Raw genomic sequence first — 18,191 nt, 5'->3', positions numbered from 1 at the left:
AGTGCCAGGCACTCTTGTTTGTGCCTGGCACTTCCTGGTTCGATATGCTGATGTAAAACAAAAGAGCGCCTTACACTTTTACTTGTCCTGTTCGACAAGCTTAACCATCATATTGGCAATGGCATGCTGTTCTTCAGGTGAGGCAACATTCCACATATCGGCAAGGACTTTTTCCTGCTCGTTTTTCGGTTCTACTTGTTTGGCAAGATAGCCGCCGATTTGATAGGCAAGATCGTTAACAGTGTTCTCGTTTATTCCTTCCTGTTCTGCCTGGCCCAGCCTGTCTCCCAAGAAATGTTTCCATTGTTCCCAGTTATCAAGTACTGACATGATATTCCCTCCTTAAGGTATGTTCGATGCTAGTTTGTACCTTTATGAAAGAAATATGCATGAAAGTTCAACAATACCATGCACCGTTGATAGACAGAATTTGACCGCTCACATACGCACTTTTTTCAGAGGCCAAAAACATAATGGAATCGGCGATTTCTTCTGCCTGTGCAAACCTCCGCATCGGAATTTCTTCACGAAGGAGGGAAAGGTCTTCTTCGCCGTACCCTTTCATCATCTCCGTATCAACAACCCCTGGCGCAACGGCATTTACAGTGATTCCGTTTGCAGCCGTTTCTTTCGCCAGCGCCTTCACAAATGCATTTTGGCCGCCCTTGACCATAGAGTAAAGCACTTCAAACGAGGCGCCTGTCAGTCCCCATATAGAAGAGACGACAATGATCCTCCCGTGCTGTTTTTTCAGCATACCGGGAATGAGTCCGCGCGAAATGACAAACAGGCTTTCCAAATGGAGTCTCATCATTTCCGCAACAGCTTCATCTCCAGTATCCCCGACAAGCCCGGTCAAGCTTCTCCCCCCTGCATAAACAACGATATCGACATCATGCAGGAGAGATGACAGCAGACGGAGCGCGCCTCCTGGCTGGGATAAATCCGCCCTGACAGGGTATGCTTCCACTCCAAATGTACGGGCTTCGCCTGCCAATTCCTCAATTGGCTTTGCATTACTATTGTAATGAAGATAGACGGAATAGCCGTTTTCCATAAGCTTTCTGGCTGCAGCTTTGCCGATGCCGCCGCTAGCCCCGGTTACAAGTGCCGTTTTCATTGTTTTCCCTCCGGCGTCCTCCGTTTGCCGCGTCGGCAGTTTGAAGGGTTTCTTTCATGATCAGTTCGGCGCTTTAACGATGCATGTCGTAAAACAATTCTCATCGATAAAATCATTCGCAGCCTGGTTTATATCTTCTGCAGTCAGCGATTCAAGAACAGGAATCACTTCAAACAGATTCATGCCATTGAATTGGTATCTTGTGAATTGGTTGGCGATGAACTCTGGTGAATTCAGCGACCTTAAGAAAGAGCCGATTTTCTTTTTCTTTGTCCGTTCAAGTGCCTCATCTGTCAGCGGATCTTCACGGAAATCGCGGAAATACCCCTCAATTTTTTTGGACAGCTTCTCAGGTTCTGTAGAATCACCGCCGACCACGGCAAACCCGAAACCGCCCTCCTCTGAATAATTAAAGGAAAATGTATCGTCAATCAACCCGTCGTTATACAACTGTTCATAGTTCTTTGAGCTTTTACCGAATAAATAATCAAGCATAAGACCGATCGCCAATTCATGCCTCAGCAGATCGGTGCCGCTTCGGCCCGTTTTTTTCGTTTTCACACCGAATAATATCTTCGGCGTCTGTACCGGCATTTCAATGATCCTTTCCCGTTGATCGGCTTTTTCAGGTTCATCGTCAAAATAGCGGGAGATCGGTTCCGGAGGAGCAAATGTTTTCTTGCCCTGATTGCTCCTGATCAGTTTCATCACTTCCGCCGGATTGACCGCGCCGGCAACAAAAAGGAGCATGTTGCCAGGGTGGTAAAATGTGTTGTAGCACGTATAAAGGAGATCTTTCGTAATGCTTGAAATCGATTCTGCCGTGCCGGCAATGTCAATTTTAACCGGATGGGCCGCGAACAGATTTTCAATCGTTCCGAAATACACACGCCAGTCCGGATTGTCTTCATACATTTTTATCTCCTGACCGATGATGCCTTTCTCTTTATCAACCGACTCTTCCGTGAAATATGGATCCTGCACAAAATCAATCAATGTTTCGAGATTCTTCTCCACATTTGAGGTGCTTGAAAACAAGTAGGCCGTCCTCGTGAAGGAAGTAAATGCGTTTGCCGAGGCACCCTGTTTGCTGAAGTCCTGGAAAACGTCCCCCTCTTCACTTTCGAACAATTTATGTTCAAGAAAATGGGCGATTCCATCCGGTACCTTAATGGGCTCTTTTCCGCCAAGGGGAGTAAAATGGTTGTCAATCGATCCATAACGTGTCGTAAATGTCGCAAATGTTTTATTCACATCTTTTTTCGGCAAAATATACACTTCAAGACCATTGTCGAGCACTTCATGAAACAGTTCTTCTTTTAATTGGGTGTATTCGATTCTTTCCATTGTCATTCCCCCTCCGTTCCCTTGAGAAAATAGACCGTATCAAGGTCGATCTTTTCGGCGACCCGGATGATGTCTTCACGGGTAACCTTTGCCACGCCTTCGAGCCACTGTTCAAAAGGCCGCTCCTTTCCGGCAACCACTTCATGATAAAGGACTTCAATCAACCCGCCGGCGCTGTCGGCAGTTTCAAGGAGCTGGTTTCTGATGACTGCTTTGGTCTGGCTGATGTCTTCATCCGAAAATTCACCTTGTTTCATCAGTTCCATCTGCTCTTTTATGATGGTGACAGCTTGATTGTAATTTCCGAATTCGATGCCTGACATGACAAGGATAAACCCTTTGTGGCTTTCAAGGCGGGAGGCTGCATAATAGGCGAGGCTCGCCTTTTCCCTTACGTTTATAAACAGTTTGGAGTGGGAAAATCCGCCGAATATCCCGTTGAATAGCTGTAAAGCAAAATAGTCGTCATCCTTATAGGTTGTATAGGCGCGGAAACCCATGTTCAACTTGCCCTGGTTGACGGGTTCGCTGTCAATGACCTCTTTTGGTTCTGACGGTGCATTCACAGTATCCGCCTCCGCATTTTCTGCCAGTCCGGCGCTGCTGCGGTCCCCGAATTGAAAGTGGCGGGCGGCAAGTTCTTTCAAACGGCTCATTTCCGTATTGCCGACAATGTAGAGGTCAATTTCATTGTCCTTCAGGCATGTCTGGTAATAGGCAAATAAACTTTCCGGCGAAATGCCGTCAAGGTCGTTTTCGTTTCCATAAGCTGGGGTGCCGTAAGGTTCGTTTTTACACATCTCTTCAATGAGACGGATGCTTGCATACCTCATTTTGTCATCCTTCATTGACTGGAGACGCTGCTTCATCGCTCGCTTTTCTTTACTGACGATATCTCCCGAAAATGCACCGCTTTCAAGGGCCGGCTTCAGGAGAATTTCGCTCAGCAGTTCCAGCGCCTGTTCAAGGAGCGGAGCATTTTCCTGCAGGTATTCACCGTTGGCTACTTCCATACGGAAAGAGATGATATGATAATCCCCTTTCTTGGACAAATCGACAGAAAGGGTTGCTCCGTACAAGTCGTCAAGACGGCTTCTGATTTTAGTGCTCGTCGGGAACGTTTCGGTACCGCTTTGAAGAACATACGGCAAGAGCGCCCTCATTGTGGCATCCTGTTCATTCAAAGGAGCCTTCATTTTAACAACGATGGTGTTCGTTTTATATTTGTTCGTTTTCACTGAATGAAGCCGTATACCGCCGGCTTCCTCTTTGACGTGCGTTATTTTTTGCATGTAATGCCCTCCTTTACGCAAAGAGATACATCATATCATTCTGAAGATGCCTCTCATTTTATACGTATGTATAGATTATATTTTCCTATACTGGGAAAAAATCTACAAGAAATAACCTTTAAATTTCAATTTTCTTGACTGCCCTGCATATTAATTTGTCAGAGCGGTTAATGGAATTTGCTTTTAAGGCAAAATTCATATAGAACCTTATTGTAGTTTATTTCCTGATTTAGAGCATATGAATCATCTTTCTCTCTTGTATGCCCGCTTTTCTGATTGACATGGTCGGGTTATTCGCTGGGGTCTCTTACAAATTCCATTAGGTTGCAGCATCCATCTCAACTGTAAATGATAACAGAGGATTTTCCTTTACTCAGCCCCGCTTTTGTTTACATAATAATTATATGATAAACTATAACGGGTGGTTGTCAGGCCTTTATGCGAAGACAGCGGTACGGCCGCCTTTTCCCACATTCTTGAAATTATTCGCTTCCCTTCAATACTTCCTTGCTGACAACTCTCACTATCCTATACGGGACACAAATAAACCCGGCTTTGCCAGCCGGGTTATCGTTAACGTTTTCCTTTTATATATGGTGTTCCAAGCGACTTTGGTGCATCTGCCCTGCCGATGAATCCGGCAAGTGCCAGTATGGTGAGCACATACGGCAAGATGAGCAGGAACACAGACGGGACTTCCTTGATATAAGGAAGACTTGTCCCGATAATACTCAGGCTCTGAGCGAAGCCGAAGAAAAGTGCAGCGCCAAGTGCACCGAGCGGATGCCATTTTCCGAATATCATAGCAGCAAGAGCCATGAAGCCCTGCCCGTTAATCGTTGAATGGCTGAAGTCGAGCGAGATGGATTGAGAATATACCGCCCCTCCGATGCCTGCCAGAGCGCCACTCAGCATAACCGCAATATAGCGCATTTTCTTGACATTAATCCCCATCGTATCCGCAGCCATCGGATGTTCGCCGACAGCCCGCAATCGGACGCCAAACGGTGTTTTGAAAATGACGAACCAGACAATGAACGCAAACAGGATCGCCAGGTAGGATGTCCAATATTCGTTTTTGAAAAACAGCGGCCCAAGGACCGGAATCTCGGCAAGAAACGGCACATCAAACCTCATGAAGCGTTCCTGGATCATTGGAGTCTGGCCGCGGCCTTCAAAAATTTTCTTTACAAGAAACAGGGACAGGCCGACAGCAAGGAAGTTGATTGCGACACCCGAAACGACCTGGTCAGCTCTGAAAGATATTGATGCGACAGCATGAAGAAGCGCAAATATAGCCGAGACAGCCATAGCGACAATAAGAGCAACCCACGGAGTTGCGGCTCCGAAAACATCAACAAGGAACAGGTTGGAAATGATGCCGATAAAAGCACCCATGACCATCAACCCTTCCAGGCCGATATTCACAACGCCGGACCGTTCACTGAATACGCCGCCAAGGGCAGTGAAAATAAGAGGAGCCGCGTAAAAAATAGCTGATGGGACGATAAACGCCAAAATTTCCATAACGCTCATCTTACTTCACCTCCTTGGATTTGCTCATTCGCTCAAGAAAGAGTCTGATAACATAGCTGGATGCCACAAAGAAAATAATGATTGCAATGACAATCGATACAATTTCAGTAGGTATGCCGGCTTCATTTGGCATATTCAGCGATCCATACTTCAATGAACCGAACAGAACTGCGCCGAATATGACGCCAAGCGGTGTGTTGGCCCCTAAAAGGGCTACAGCGATGCCATCAAAACCGACACCGGTGAATCCGCCTTTTACAGATACGTATTCAAACGTGCCAAGCGCTTCCATCGCTCCGGCAAGACCTGCAAAAGCTCCGGATATGACCATAGAAAGTACAATATTCTGGTTGACATTCATTCCTGCATACTCGGAGGCATGCTGATTGAAGCCTACTGATTTCAGCTCAAAACCAGTTGTAGTTTTCTCCAGAATGAACCACATGACAAGTACAGAAAGAAGTGCGATAAAGATTCCGCTGTGAAGTCTTGAATAATCGGTCATATTCTCAAGGAATACAGACCGTAAAGACGCTGATTCCTGAATCTTGTCCATCCTGTCACCGCCGTCGGAAACTTTCCTGATCAGTGCATTCGTTGTATGAAGGGCGACATAGTTCATCATGATGGTGACGATGACTTCATGAACGCGGAACTTGGCCTTTAAAAGCCCTGGAACGAATGCCCACAGTCCCCCGGCAATTGCAGCTGCGAGCATTGCAGCCGGCACATGGATGATTTTCGGAAGCTCAAAGGCAAAACCGACGTAGGCAGCAGCAAACCAGCCGACAATCAACTGCCCTTCAACTCCGATATTGAACAGCCCGGTCCTGAATGCAAAAGCCACGGCAAGACCGGCCAATAAATATGGTGTTATTTGCCTGATTGTTTCCCCCATGAAATAAATATCACCGAAAATCCCGTTCCATAATGCTGTGTATCCTGCAACCGGATTAAAGCCGCTGACCAGCATGATCAGACCTCCGGCAAGCAATCCGAGAATAACGGCAATTAAGGGGACCAGTATATTTTTAAGCCGATTAGACATCTTGATTTACACCCGCTTTCCTGGAATGACCCGCCATCAACAGACCAAGCTCCTGCTCAGTCGTTTCTTTAGGATCGACAATATCGACAATTTGACCTTCGTAAATGACGGCAATCCTGTCACTTACATTCATGACCTCATCCAATTCAAATGATAGAAGCAGAACCGCTTTCCCATTGTCGCGCTGTTCAATCAGCCGTTTATGGATAAACTCGATTGCTCCGACATCAAGCCCCCTTGTCGGCTGGGCTGCTATGAGCAAGTCAGGATCGCGGTCAACTTCGCGCCCGATTATCGCCTTTTGCTGGTTCCCGCCGGAAAGTGACCGGGCCGGTTCATATTCACTCTGTGTCCTGACATCAAACTCTTCTATAATTTGGCGGGCCTTATCATAAATCGCTTTATAGTTAAGGATTTTCCGTTTTGAAAACGGCTCGTGATGATAAGTTTGCAGTACCAAGTTCGCCCCAATCGGAAAATCAAGGACAAGGCCATGTTTATGGCGGTCCTGCGGGATATGCCCGACGCCTGATTCGGTGACATTGCGGGGCTTGTGGTTTGTGATGTCTTTGCCGTTTACGAGCACTTTGCCGCCTTTCACTTTCCGCAAGCCTGTAATTGCTTCAATAAGCTCCGACTGGCCGTTTCCGTCCACACCGGCAATCCCGACGATTTCACCGCTCCGCACAGTGAGATCAAGCCCTTTCACTTTAAGTACGCCGCGGCTGTCTTCTACTTGAAGGCCTTCAATCTCAAGTGTGACTTCTTCAGGATGGGCCTTCCCTTTTTCCGTTTTAAAAACAACATCCCTTCCCACCATCAGACTGGCAAGATGATTCGGATTTGTTTCACTCACGTCAACTGTGCCGATGCCCTTACCCTTGCGGATGACCGTGACACGGTCGCAGACCTCCATGATTTCTTTCAGCTTGTGGGTGATCAGAATAATAGATTTCCCTTCTTCTACAAGCCGTTTCATAATGCCGATAAGTTCGATGATTTCCTGGGGTGTCAGGGTGGCTGTCGGCTCATCCAGAATAAGGATGTCAGCGCCCCTATAAAGTGTTTTCAATATCTCGACACGCTGCTGCATACCTACAGAGATTTCAGAAATCTTCGCATCAGGATCCACGGCAAGGCCGTAGTTTTTGGAAAGCTCGGCAATTTCTTTAGACGCCTTCTTGACATCGACCACTCCGCCTTTTGTCGGCTCGCTTCCAAGAATGATGTTCTCGGTAACGGTGAAGTTTTCAACAAGCATGAAGTGCTGATGCACCATACCGATCCCAAGGTCATTTGCGATGTTCGGGTCGGTGATATTCACCGGCTCACCCTTGACGCGGATTTCCCCGCCCTCAGGCTGATACAATCCGAAAAGAACATTCATCAGTGTCGACTTCCCGGCACCGTTTTCTCCAAGCAATGCGTGGATTTCCCCTTTTTTCACCTGAAGCGTTATATTATCGTTTGCAACGAAGCTGCCGAATTCCTTGCGGATATTCAGCATTTCAATAACATACTCCACTTTGTTCACTCCCTTTTGAGGTAACTCAAAAAATTAACACATGAAAAGACTCAGCTAGATGAGGCCTTTCATCTATTAATCTTCTGGACTTTAAGTTATTATCCGAAAACAAAGGCTAGTTTCAGCAACTAGCCTTCATTTTTCGGAAGGGTTTTATTCAGCTTTGAAAGATTCCAATTCCTTTTTGGTTGAAGGAACTGTAATTTCGCCATCAACGATTTTTTGCTTATACTCGTCCACTTTTGAAAGAACGTCTTCTGTGATCGCACCGCGGGAATCAGCAAGTCCTACACCATCTTCAGCAAGGCCGTAGTAAGTGACTTCGCCGCCAGGGAAATTGCCGTTCATCGTCTTTTCAGCTGTGGCTTTTACACCGACGTTTACTTTCTTAACCATGGAAGTAAGAGTTACATTCGTATCGCCGACAGCGCCTTCTTCATACTGGTCACGGTCTACGCCGATAACCCATACGTTTGCATCAGGATCTTTCTGCTTGCGTTCTTTCGCTTCTGTGAACACGCCGTTGCCTGTACCGCCAGCAGCGTGGAAGATGATATCAACACCGGCAGAATACATTCTGTTGGCAGTTGTTTTTCCGAGTGCCGCGTCATCGAACTTGCCAGTGTAATATACATCTACCTCAATGTTAGGGTCGACTGCCTGTACACCTGCAAGGAAGCCGGATTCAAAACGCTCGATTACCGGAATTTCCATTCCTCCGACAAAACCGATCTTACCGGATTCACTCATAAGTGCTGCAGTAACACCGGCAAGGAAAGAACCTTCATGCTCTTTGAACATTACGCTTGCCACGTTGTCTTCTTCAACGATTCCATCAATGATGGCAAGCTTTGCTTCAGGTCGCTGTGGAGCGATTTCCTTCATCGGTTCTTCCATCAGGAACCCGACACCGAACACAAGGTCAAAATCGCGGCGGATCAGGTTATTGATATTTGTATTGTAGTCTGCATCACTTTTGGACTGGAGATAATCGATGCCGTCATCGCCTTTCTCCATGTCATTTTCTTTCGCGAACTCCTGCAGCCCTTCCCAGGCCGATTGGTTGAATGATTTGTCGTCAACGCCGCCGACATCAGTTACCATCGCAACAGTGAACTGATCTTCTTTTGCTTCGCCGCCTCCGCCGTTGCCTTCATTTTTCGTTTCTTCGTCACCGGATCCGCAAGCGCCGAGAATTGTTCCGGCTGCAAGGACAAGGGACATGGCCATACCAAATTTTCTTTTCTTCATATTAAATTTCCCCCTTCAAGTAAGTATCAGAAAAACACAGTACCGAAATATGTGATGCTGAATCCGCAGCCCCACCCCCTTAAAGGTTACTATTGCGCTTCCAAAATCACACACTGTTGAAAGCGGTTTCTTTTATACCCGTTTCCTTAGAACGTGGAAGCTGAACTTATCAGCCCTGAAATAATTGATTGAAAATAAGACTGGTTCGTCATTTTCATCATAGTGTACCTGTTTTAGAACAAGCAGCGATGTTTCCGGCTCGCATTCCAGGATCGGAGAAATCCTGTCATGATAGCCAAGCGGCTCGATATAAGTGACAGCATATGTTATATACCGGCCTGCCTTGTGTTCGAGTATGTCAAACAGGGACTCTTCATCATGAATGTAGTTATCCGGCAGCAGCGACCTGGGCATGACATCCAGACAATATACGACCGGCAGCTTGTCAGCGGTACGGACACGTTCGACTGATAAAACATCGTGAGACGCTTTAATGTTTAACTTAGCAGATTCTTCATCGTTGGAAGGCCTGACATCAGACGACAGAAAAATCGTGCCGGGTTCCTGTCCGCCCCGTTTGATCATTTCCGTTACACTGAAAAGTTCTTCAATCCCAGCAGAAAACGCCGGTCTTGAATTGACAAATGTTCCTACACCGTGGCGCCGTACGACAACCGCTTCCTCCTCGAGTATGCGGAGGGCTTCCCTCAATGTCGCTCTGCTGATTCCAAGCTGTTTCGACAGCTCGAACTCAGACGGCAGTTTTTGCTTTTCCTTGTAGATGCCGTTTTCAATATCCTGCTTGATTCGATCGATGACCTGTAAATATAGATGGCGATGGTCTGACTTTATGCTCATTTATTTTCCTCCATCATCCGTTTCTGGTCCTGCAAGAGGACCGTACATCAGACATCTGATGTTAGACCGTATCGTTTATCGTGATTAATATACCATTATTTAATTGATAAATAAATAACCTTCGTAAAACTTTTGTAATATTCTTCTCCTTTTTTGAAAATTTATTGGAGATTATGACGATTAATGTTGCAGTTCTTAAAAAGATTTCAGCAATTCATCAGGCCTCTCCCCCATGTCAAAGGTCTGGACTGTTCATGGGTCCGCTGAAGTACAGCGGTTTTTATTTCTATGTACGAATAATATCTATATGGAAACGGAACAAATGCGCAAGACGCCCGCTTAGCGGCGTATGCATAAGCGAGTGTACCCGTTCCCTCCCGGAGGGGATCACCGCTTATGACGATAGCCGCTGGCACCTGGAGCTGCGATTCCCTTTCTGGCTTTTTATCCACAACGATTAAATTTTAATTTCCTTACACAAAAAAGAGGCTCCTTCAGTTACGAAGTCGCCTCTTCATTGTTTTTGGAAACTAAAACTTCCCGCGGTTTGCTTCCTTCATAAGGGCCGACAACACCGTTGGCCTCCATGGCATCAATCAGCCGGGCAGCTCTTGTATAACCGACTCTGAACCTGCGCTGCAGCATCGAAACGGATGCTGTCTGCATTTCGGTAACCAGTTCGACTGCATCCGGATACAGATCATCATCAACTTCCATGGAGTCTTCCGTCTCCTCTGATGGAATCATTTCTTCCTGGTATTGCGCTTTTTGCTGGGCTACCACATAATCAACGATCTCCTCCACTTCCTCATCAGAAAGGAACGCACCCTGGATTCTGATCGGCTTCGATGCTCCTACAGGCAGGAACAGCATATCCCCTCGTCCGAGGAGCTTATCGGCTCCGCCCATATCAAGAATCGTCCTTGAATCGGTCTGCGAGGAAACACTGAAGGCGATCCGGGAAGGAATATTCGCTTTGATGACACCTGTGATGACGTCCACCGAAGGCCTCTGTGTGGCGATGATCAAATGAATGCCGGCAGCACGCGCCATTTGGGCAAGTCTGGTGATGGCATCCTCGACGTCTCCGCTTGCGACCATCATCAAGTCGGCCAGCTCATCGACAATCACAACGATAAAAGGCAGCAGCGGCTGCTTTTCGCCGGTCTTTTCATTGTGTTTCCTGACATGTTCATTGTAACCTTCAATGTTTCTTGTTCCCGAATGGGAAAAAAGGTCATAACGTCTTTCCATTTCAGCGACAACTTTCTTTAAAGCCTGCGATGCTTTCTTTGCATCGGTCACAACAGGCGCAAGCAAATGGGGAATGCCGTTATATACATTCAATTCAACCATTTTCGGATCGATCATCATCAGTTTCACTTCATGCGGTTTCGTTTTCATCAATATACTTGTAACAATCCCATTTATACATACGCTTTTACCGCTTCCGGTCGCTCCTGCTACGAGCAGATGCGGCATTTTGTTTAATTCCGCAAGCACCGCATCACCTGAAATATCCCTGCCAAGTCCGATCATCAGTTTTTTATCCATGTCGTTCTTCGGAGACTCAAGCACTTCACGCAGTGATACGGTCGCCACCTCCTGATTCGGCACCTCGATCCCTACGGCTGACTTCCCTGGAATCGGCGCTTCGATCCTTATATCTTTTGCGGCAAGGGCAAGCGCCAGGTCATCGCTCAAGTTGACGATTTTGCTCACTTTCACACCGGCTTCGGGATATACTTCATATTTGGTCACAGCCGGACCGAGATGCACTTTAGCCACACGCGCTTTTACACCGAAGCTTTGAAACGTTTTTTCCAGTTTGCGGGCATTGGCTGAAATTTGCTGTTTTTCAAATGTCTGCGAGTTTTTCTGGGGCACTTCAAGCAGACTGAGCGGAGGAAGCCGGTAATCTTTGTTTTCCTGCTCCGAAAAAGTGATGGTTACATCACCGCCGCCTTCCTGGTCTTCAGCTTTCTCTTGCGGCTGTGCATTCCCGCTGGCATCTCTCTTGCCCTTTTCGGGTTTTTGATAGGCGACATCAGCGAAGTTGGCAATGATCGGCTCCTCATCTCTTTCATCACCATTGATAGCCTCTTCTTCCTCATCATCTCCGCTTTCATCACGTACACCGCTTATTTCAAGCTCCTCTTGCTCCATCGCTCTCTGCCGCTCCAGTTCCTTCTCTTCCCTTTTCTTTTTTCTCCCCTCTTTCCAGGTGCTGATATCATCCAAAAAAGCTCCCCATTGTTTTTTGATGAAATCGCCGATCCACGAAAAGACGACGCCGACTGTCTGGCGGAGGGATTTTCCGGTTATAAGGAGAAGGCTGATTAAAATAAGCAAAAATGCGATGATTCTCGTTCCAAGAACATCAAAGAGATAATAGGACATCGCAAACAGGCCTGCGCCGATCATGCCGCCGCCCAGATCATTTATAATCGATTGTCCTCCCGTTTCCATTTTAAATAACTCAAACGTATTGCGGATTACGGATAAATCTGCCCAGTCTCCCTGCCTTGAAAGATCTTCAAACAATTTCACATGGCTTAGCAGCAGCATGGATGCCCCCATCAGATATAATCCGTTCAGCCTCCGTGTCGCAAAAGGGGGGAACGAGCGTTTAACAATAAGAAATAATGAAAAAATCAATCCGCCCAGCAGTGGAAGGACATACCATTCCCCGAAGAAAAACCGGAAAATCATGACGAGGAAACCGCCGACTTTCCCGAGTTTTATGATGCCGATTACCATTAAAGCGAACATGGTCAGTCCGACAACCTCAAACTGAAGCTGTTTTTTTATCGTTTCTTTCTTCTTTGTCTGTTTTCTTTTCCGTTTTGCCATTCCGTCACCTCTATTAGTCTTCAGCTGTATTCATGATGTGCAGGAAAAAAATTATGTATTTCCATCAGATGGATAATCGAAGAAAGCAGCCGTCATATTCGGCTGCTTTTCCCTTCATTTATTATAGCATAAAAAACACGGTCCATCCCCGGTTTTTAGGAGTTTACCTGATCCATCCCGACCATCTGGCCAGGTGCAAGGCTGCTCTTTAAAAATGCACCGGGGTCCGTGCTTAAAATCCGCACAATTTGATACTTCCCTGGTGACACCTCCGCTGTAACGACGGGCACCGAATTGATTGTCACGACTTTTTGTTTCGAAAATTCCGCCTGGTCAGGCTGGAACATCAGCTCCTCTGGAACAGTCGTATACAGGATCATTGGATCATATCCCCTTCCGCTTCATTCATCTCCCCTTTATATGCAGCGATCAGTTCATTCAGCTTTTGGATGCCTTTGCCGACACCTCCGACTTCATCAATCATCCCGTATGCCACAGCATCCTCACCGAGGACATTCGTACCGATGTCCCTTGTCAAGTTCCCTTTGGAAAGCATGAGTTCTTTCAGCTTTTCCTCTTCGATATTCGAATTACGGGTTACAAAACTGATAACACGGTCCTGCATTTTATCAAGATATTCAAATGTTTGCGGAACACCGATAACAAGGCCGGTAAGCCTTACCGGGTGAATCGTCATCGTGGCAGTCGGAGCTATGAACGAGTAGTTCGCCGATACAGCTATCGGCACTCCGATTGAATGCCCTCCGCCAAGGACGATCGAGACAGTCGGCTTCGTTAAAGAAGCGATCATTTCAGCAATGGCAAGACCTGCCTCAACGTCACCCCCCACGGTGTTGAGCAATACAAGCAGACCTTCAATTTTCGGGTTTTGTTCAATTGCTGCAATCTGCGGAATTAAATGTTCATACTTCGTCGTTTTATTTTGCGGAGGAAGCTGCATATGCCCCTCAATTTGCCCGATAATCGTCAGGACATGGATATTGGAGTCCCCCATTGAAGCAACACTCGTCTGGCCCAGCTGCTGAATCTTTTCCAGCAATGGAGATGCCTTCTGCTCATCGTTTTCCTTTCCGGATTCCTTTTCCTGCTGGTTCTCATTTTCAGACATGATCGGTCTCCTTTCCTCTGTTCTTCAATTAGTATGAAGCGGGAATAAGGAAATGATTCACACTGAAATAAGATTAATTATGCTTTTATGCAAAACGGTTATATTTCCATTATGATCGGCAGTATCATCGGCCGGCGCTTTGTTTTCTCATAAAGGTACTGGCTTAACGAATCCCGGATTTCGGATTTCAGTGTTGACCAGTCCATCGCCTTTGCTTCGGCAGCTTCGTTAAGAATTTGAAGGACAATTTCATTTGATTTCAAAAATAGCTGCTCCGATTCTCTGACATATACAAATCCGCGGGAAAGGATTTCAGGCCCTGCGACTACTTTTTTCTTATCTTTGGAAAGAGTGACGACAACAAGTAAAATGCCATCCTGGGAAAGGAGGCGCCTGTCCCTGAGTACAATATTTCCGACATCACCGACACCCAAACCATCCACCAGGATATTACCAGACGGAACTTTTCCGCCGGCACTGGCTTCGCCGTCTGCAAATTCCACAACATCCCCGTTTTCCAGAAGGAAAACATCATGATGGGCAATCCCGGCACCCTCAGCCAGGCGGGCATGTGCAATTTGCATCTTATACTCGCCGTGGACGGGGATAAAATATTTGGGTTTCATGATATTCAGCATCAATTTCAGCTCTTCTTGATTTCCATGTCCGGAAACATGGACCTTCCTTCTTCCATATATAACATCTGCGCCTGCCCTGAATAAAAGGTCGACCGTCTTTGTTACAGAAAGTTCATTTCCTGGAATGGGTGTCGCCGACACAATGACCGTGTCTCCCTTTTTGATGCTTACGTGCTTATTTGCCCCTTTTGCCATCAGAGAAAGTGCTGCCATCGGCTCACCCTGGCTCCCTGTAGTTAACAGGACAATTTCACTGTCGTTAAGCTTTAGAATATCTTCAACAGGAACGAGCAGATCCTCTGGAATATGTAAATGGCCGAGACGGACGGCAATATCCGTCACATGGTTCATGCTCCTTCCAAGAAGGGCTACTTTGCGTCCGCATTCATATGCTGCATCGAAGACTTGCTGGACACGGTGGATGTTGGTTGCAAAAGCGGCTATGATCACCCGGCCGGCTGCAGTAGAAAATGTATCAATAAGTTCCCGGCCGACAAGTGCTTCGGATCCGCTGAATCCTGGACGTTCTGCATTCGTACTGTCAGAAAGCAAGCAAAGGACACCTTGATTGCCGATTTCGGCCATTTTATGAAAATCCGCAAGTTCGCCGTCAACCGGTGTCTGGTCGAACTTGAAATCCCCTGTATAGACGATAGCTCCCTGGCTTGTATGGAAACACACGCCTACCGAATCGGGGATGCTGTGATTTGTCTTGAAAAAAGATACCTTCGTACCGCCAAACGTCAAAACTGTATCGGAGTCGATGGTCCGAAGCTTTATCTTCCTCACGGACCCGGCATCAGCGATTTTAGCTTCCGCAAGTCCGAGGGTCAACTTTGTTCCATATACCGGAACATCGAGATAGCGGAGAATAAAAGGAAGTCCGCCGATATGGTCTTCATGTCCGTGGGTCAGAAACACCCCTTTGATCCGCCCGGCATTTTCAGCCAGGTAACTGGTGTCAGGAATCACCATATCGATGCCGAGCATTTCATCTTCAGGAAACATCAACCCCGCATCAACTGCAAAAATATCATGTCCCACCTCAACTACATACATATTTTTGCCAATTTCCCCGGCTCCGCCAAGGGCAAATACTTTTATCTTTTCTTTTTTTCTCTCATTCAATTGCGATACTCCTCCCGGATGTCAAGATTTCCCGTTCAACACACTTGGTCCTATTATATCGTAACCGCTTTTTAATCTACAAGATATATCCTCATGGCTGGCAATCATGCATCACGTTCAGCAAGGGGGGATAGTGTGAAGAAAGCCCGCCGATTGGCGAGCCTTTGGGCACAGACTGAGGCGCAGCTGCACGTATTCTTAAAATTGGCCATTGTGTTGAAATCTGCTTCCTTGCAGACAATTTATACTTTCCTGTACGGAAAAAAATGCCCTGCTGGACAGGGCATTGGCTGATTTAAAGGTCTTGAATTAATTTCACAAGCATCTCTCTTGTTTCCTCACTCGCAGGAACGAGCGGCAATCTTACTGATCCCATATCCATTCCTTTAATCTGCAGCGCTGCTTTTACCGGTGCAGGACTCGGTTCCGCAAAAACCGCCTTCATCATCGGAAGCAGTTTTTGATGCATGGCTGCAGCCTTTTGAAGGTCTCCGCCTTCAAAAGCAGCCGTCATTTCCTGCATTTCATTTCCAATTACGTGGGAGGCGACCGAAATGACTCCGGCTCCCCCGACTGCGAGACAAGGAAGCGTAAGACCGTCATCGCCGCTGTAAAGCACAAAATCATCGGCTGTATTTGCGATGATTTCCGTCATGCCGGGCAGATCGCCTGTCGCATCTTTAAGAGCCACTATATTGCTGACTTTTGAGAGCTCGATAATCGTCTCAGCCGACATTCTTACAACTGACCGACCTGGTATGTTATAAAGCATAACCGGCAATGCTGTAGAATCCGCTATTGTTTTGAAGTGCTGATACAGCCCTGCCTGGTTAGGTTTGTTGTAATAAGGGGCCACCAGCATGACCGCATCCACGCCTGCTTCCTCCGCTTTTTTTGTCAGTTCGATGGAAGCGTGTGTATTGTTGCTGCCTGTGCCGGCGACAACCGGAACCCGTTTATCCGCCGCTTCTGCGACATGCTTAAAAAGCGCTACCTTTTCTTCCGTAGTAAGTGTCGGCGATTCCCCTGTCGTACCGGATACGACGAGGGTGTCTGTTCCGTTTTCAATTAAGTAGTGTACTAGTTGAGTGGTTTTGGCAAAGTCGATGTTGCCTTTATTGTCAAAAGGTGTAACCATTGCCGTTCCAATTCGGCCAAAATCCATCTTGTATTCACCTCATTTTTATATTGTCAGCTGTTCAAATTGCCTGATTGCTGCAGTTCGGCCAGTTTGAATGCCGAATGAAGCGTGTTGATCGCCTTGTGCAGATCGTCTTCCCGCACCAGCACCCAGATGGTCGTGTGGCTGTCTGCCGATTGCAAAATCTGGATCCCTTCACTGGAAAGGGCGTTGACTATCTTTGCAGTAACGCCTGGAACTCCTGCCATTGCGGCACCTACAACGGAAACTTTCGCACAGTTTCTCACAATATCCGGTTCATACCCAAGCTCCGATAATACGTTCACAGCAAGGGCAGTCTTCTCCTCACTGATTGTATATACGACATTACTCGGTGAAATGTTTATTAGATCTACGCTGATCTGCTCGGCGGCCATGGCTTTGAAAACCTCAGACTGCATGTCGTAACGCCCTTCTTTAGCAGATACCCTGATTTGCGTAATATCGGAAACATGAGCAATCCCGGTAATGAGGCGATCCTGGATATCACTGCCCATGCCAGATTGGTTTGCATGTGAAGTGACAAGTGTGCCTTCGGTATCTGAATAAGTTGAACGCACCCGGAGCGGAACTTTCGCGTTCATGGCGATTTCTACTGCCCGCGGATGAATCACCTTCGCCCCCTGATAAGCCATGTTGGAAATTTCGTTGTATGTTACCTGGGATAGCGGCCTTGCGTTTTCCACAATGCGCGGGTCGGCAGTCATAAGCCCCTCTACGTCCGTAAAGATATCAACAGACTCTGCATGCAGAGCAGCGCCTAATGCAGCTGCAGACGTGTCGCTGCCCCCGCGCCCGAGGGTTGTGACATCCCCTGTTTCTGACTGGCCTTGAAATCCTGCTACGACCACAACATCATACTTTCCCAGCTCTTCTTCAAGCCGGCTGCAATCCATTTCCAGTATTTTGGCATTCGTATGGTCCGCCGTCGTCCTGAAACCGGCCAATGCACCGCTTATTGCTGCGGCATTGAGCCCATTTTTCCTCAGCATGTTGGAAAAAACGACAGAAGAAATGGTCTCCCCGCAGGACATGAGCATATCCATTTCCCGGTTGGAGACTCTGGTATTATTGCCGTCAATAAGGCCAAGGAGGGTATCTGTTGCATACGGATCCCCATTTCTTCCCATGGCCGATACGACGACAACCGTTTTATAACCGTTTTCGACAGCCGTTTTTATATGATGCAACGCCCTGTGTCTGCCCTCTTCATTACGGACAGAAGTTCCTCCGAACTTTTGGACAATCCGTTTCATTGAGACACCTCTTCACCTAGTATACAAGGT

15 protein-coding genes are annotated in these 18,191 nt (G+C 47.0%); all 15 read right to left on the bottom strand.

Features of this window, described 5'->3' with window-relative positions; genetic code table 11:
* Positions 1 to 78: 78 nt before the first annotated feature.
* Positions 79 to 330 (bottom strand): DUF3243 domain-containing protein, encoded by a 252-nt coding sequence (locus tag A4U59_RS09595; protein WP_066173164.1) that lies wholly within the window; start codon positions 328 to 330, stop codon positions 79 to 81.
* Positions 331 to 397: 67 nt separating this feature from the next.
* Positions 398 to 1,120: an elongation factor P 5-aminopentanone reductase gene (ymfI, locus tag A4U59_RS09590; protein WP_066173162.1), complete on the bottom strand. Its 723-nt coding sequence runs from the start codon at positions 1,118 to 1,120 to the stop codon at positions 398 to 400.
* Between the two features lie 60 nt (positions 1,121 to 1,180).
* A complete protein-coding gene (yfmH, locus tag A4U59_RS09585) occupies positions 1,181 to 2,467 on the bottom strand; it encodes an EF-P 5-aminopentanol modification-associated protein YfmH (RefSeq protein ID WP_066173161.1) in 1,287 nt (428 codons plus the stop codon).
* Positions 2,468 to 2,469: 2 nt separating this feature from the next.
* Positions 2,470 to 3,759: an EF-P 5-aminopentanol modification-associated protein YfmF gene (yfmF, locus tag A4U59_RS09580; RefSeq protein WP_066173159.1), complete on the bottom strand. Its 1,290-nt coding sequence runs from the start codon at positions 3,757 to 3,759 to the stop codon at positions 2,470 to 2,472.
* Positions 3,760 to 4,332: 573 nt separating this feature from the next.
* Positions 4,333 to 5,295: an ABC transporter permease gene (locus tag A4U59_RS09575; protein ID WP_066173156.1), complete on the bottom strand. Its 963-nt coding sequence runs from the start codon at positions 5,293 to 5,295 to the stop codon at positions 4,333 to 4,335.
* A gap of 1 nt (position 5,296) precedes the next feature.
* Positions 5,297 to 6,343, bottom strand: a complete 1,047-nt coding sequence (locus A4U59_RS09570) for an ABC transporter permease (protein ID WP_066173155.1) — start codon at positions 6,341 to 6,343, stop codon at positions 5,297 to 5,299.
* Positions 6,336 to 7,868 (bottom strand): ABC transporter ATP-binding protein, encoded by a 1,533-nt coding sequence (locus A4U59_RS09565; protein ID WP_066173153.1) that lies wholly within the window; start codon positions 7,866 to 7,868, stop codon positions 6,336 to 6,338. The genes A4U59_RS09570 and A4U59_RS09565 overlap by 8 nt, the downstream gene beginning before the upstream one ends.
* A gap of 153 nt (positions 7,869 to 8,021) precedes the next feature.
* Positions 8,022 to 9,119, bottom strand: a complete 1,098-nt coding sequence (locus A4U59_RS09560) for a BMP family lipoprotein (protein WP_066173151.1) — start codon at positions 9,117 to 9,119, stop codon at positions 8,022 to 8,024.
* A gap of 132 nt (positions 9,120 to 9,251) precedes the next feature.
* Positions 9,252 to 9,977 carry a GntR family transcriptional regulator gene (locus A4U59_RS09555; protein WP_066173149.1) on the bottom strand — a complete coding sequence of 242 codons (726 nt, stop codon included), beginning with the start codon at positions 9,975 to 9,977 and terminating at the stop codon, positions 9,252 to 9,254.
* Between the two features lie 498 nt (positions 9,978 to 10,475).
* A complete protein-coding gene (locus tag A4U59_RS09550; protein ID WP_066173147.1) occupies positions 10,476 to 12,830 on the bottom strand; it encodes a DNA translocase FtsK in 2,355 nt (784 codons plus the stop codon).
* A gap of 155 nt (positions 12,831 to 12,985) precedes the next feature.
* The gene (locus tag A4U59_RS09545) at positions 12,986 to 13,210 is read right to left on the bottom strand and encodes a YlzJ-like family protein (RefSeq protein ID WP_066173145.1); all 225 of its coding nucleotides are present in this window, start codon (positions 13,208 to 13,210) and stop codon (positions 12,986 to 12,988) included.
* Complete coding sequence (locus tag A4U59_RS09540) at positions 13,207 to 13,959, bottom strand: ClpP family protease (RefSeq protein WP_066173143.1); 753 nt, start codon at positions 13,957 to 13,959, stop codon at positions 13,207 to 13,209. Before A4U59_RS09540 ends, A4U59_RS09545 begins: the two co-directional genes overlap by 4 nt.
* A 98-nt stretch (positions 13,960 to 14,057) precedes the next feature.
* Positions 14,058 to 15,725 carry a ribonuclease J gene (locus A4U59_RS09535; RefSeq protein WP_066173142.1) on the bottom strand — a complete coding sequence of 556 codons (1,668 nt, stop codon included), beginning with the start codon at positions 15,723 to 15,725 and terminating at the stop codon, positions 14,058 to 14,060.
* 295 nt (positions 15,726 to 16,020) lie between these two features.
* A complete protein-coding gene (dapA, locus tag A4U59_RS09530; protein WP_066173140.1) occupies positions 16,021 to 16,890 on the bottom strand; it encodes a 4-hydroxy-tetrahydrodipicolinate synthase in 870 nt (289 codons plus the stop codon).
* A gap of 26 nt (positions 16,891 to 16,916) precedes the next feature.
* On the bottom strand, positions 16,917 to 18,161 hold the full coding sequence (gene dapG / locus A4U59_RS09525) for an aspartate kinase (RefSeq protein ID WP_066173139.1): 1,245 nt from the start codon (positions 18,159 to 18,161) through the stop codon (positions 16,917 to 16,919).
* Positions 18,162 to 18,191 lie beyond the last annotated feature (30 nt).

Origin of the sequence: Bacillus marinisedimentorum, assembly GCF_001644195.2 — a bacterium.
GTDB classification, from domain to species: Bacteria; Bacillota; Bacilli; order Bacillales; family Bacillaceae_O; genus Bacillus_BL; species Bacillus_BL marinisedimentorum.
The sequence above is the reverse complement of the archived record's forward strand: the minus strand, read 5'-3'. Positions and strand labels throughout refer to the sequence as shown.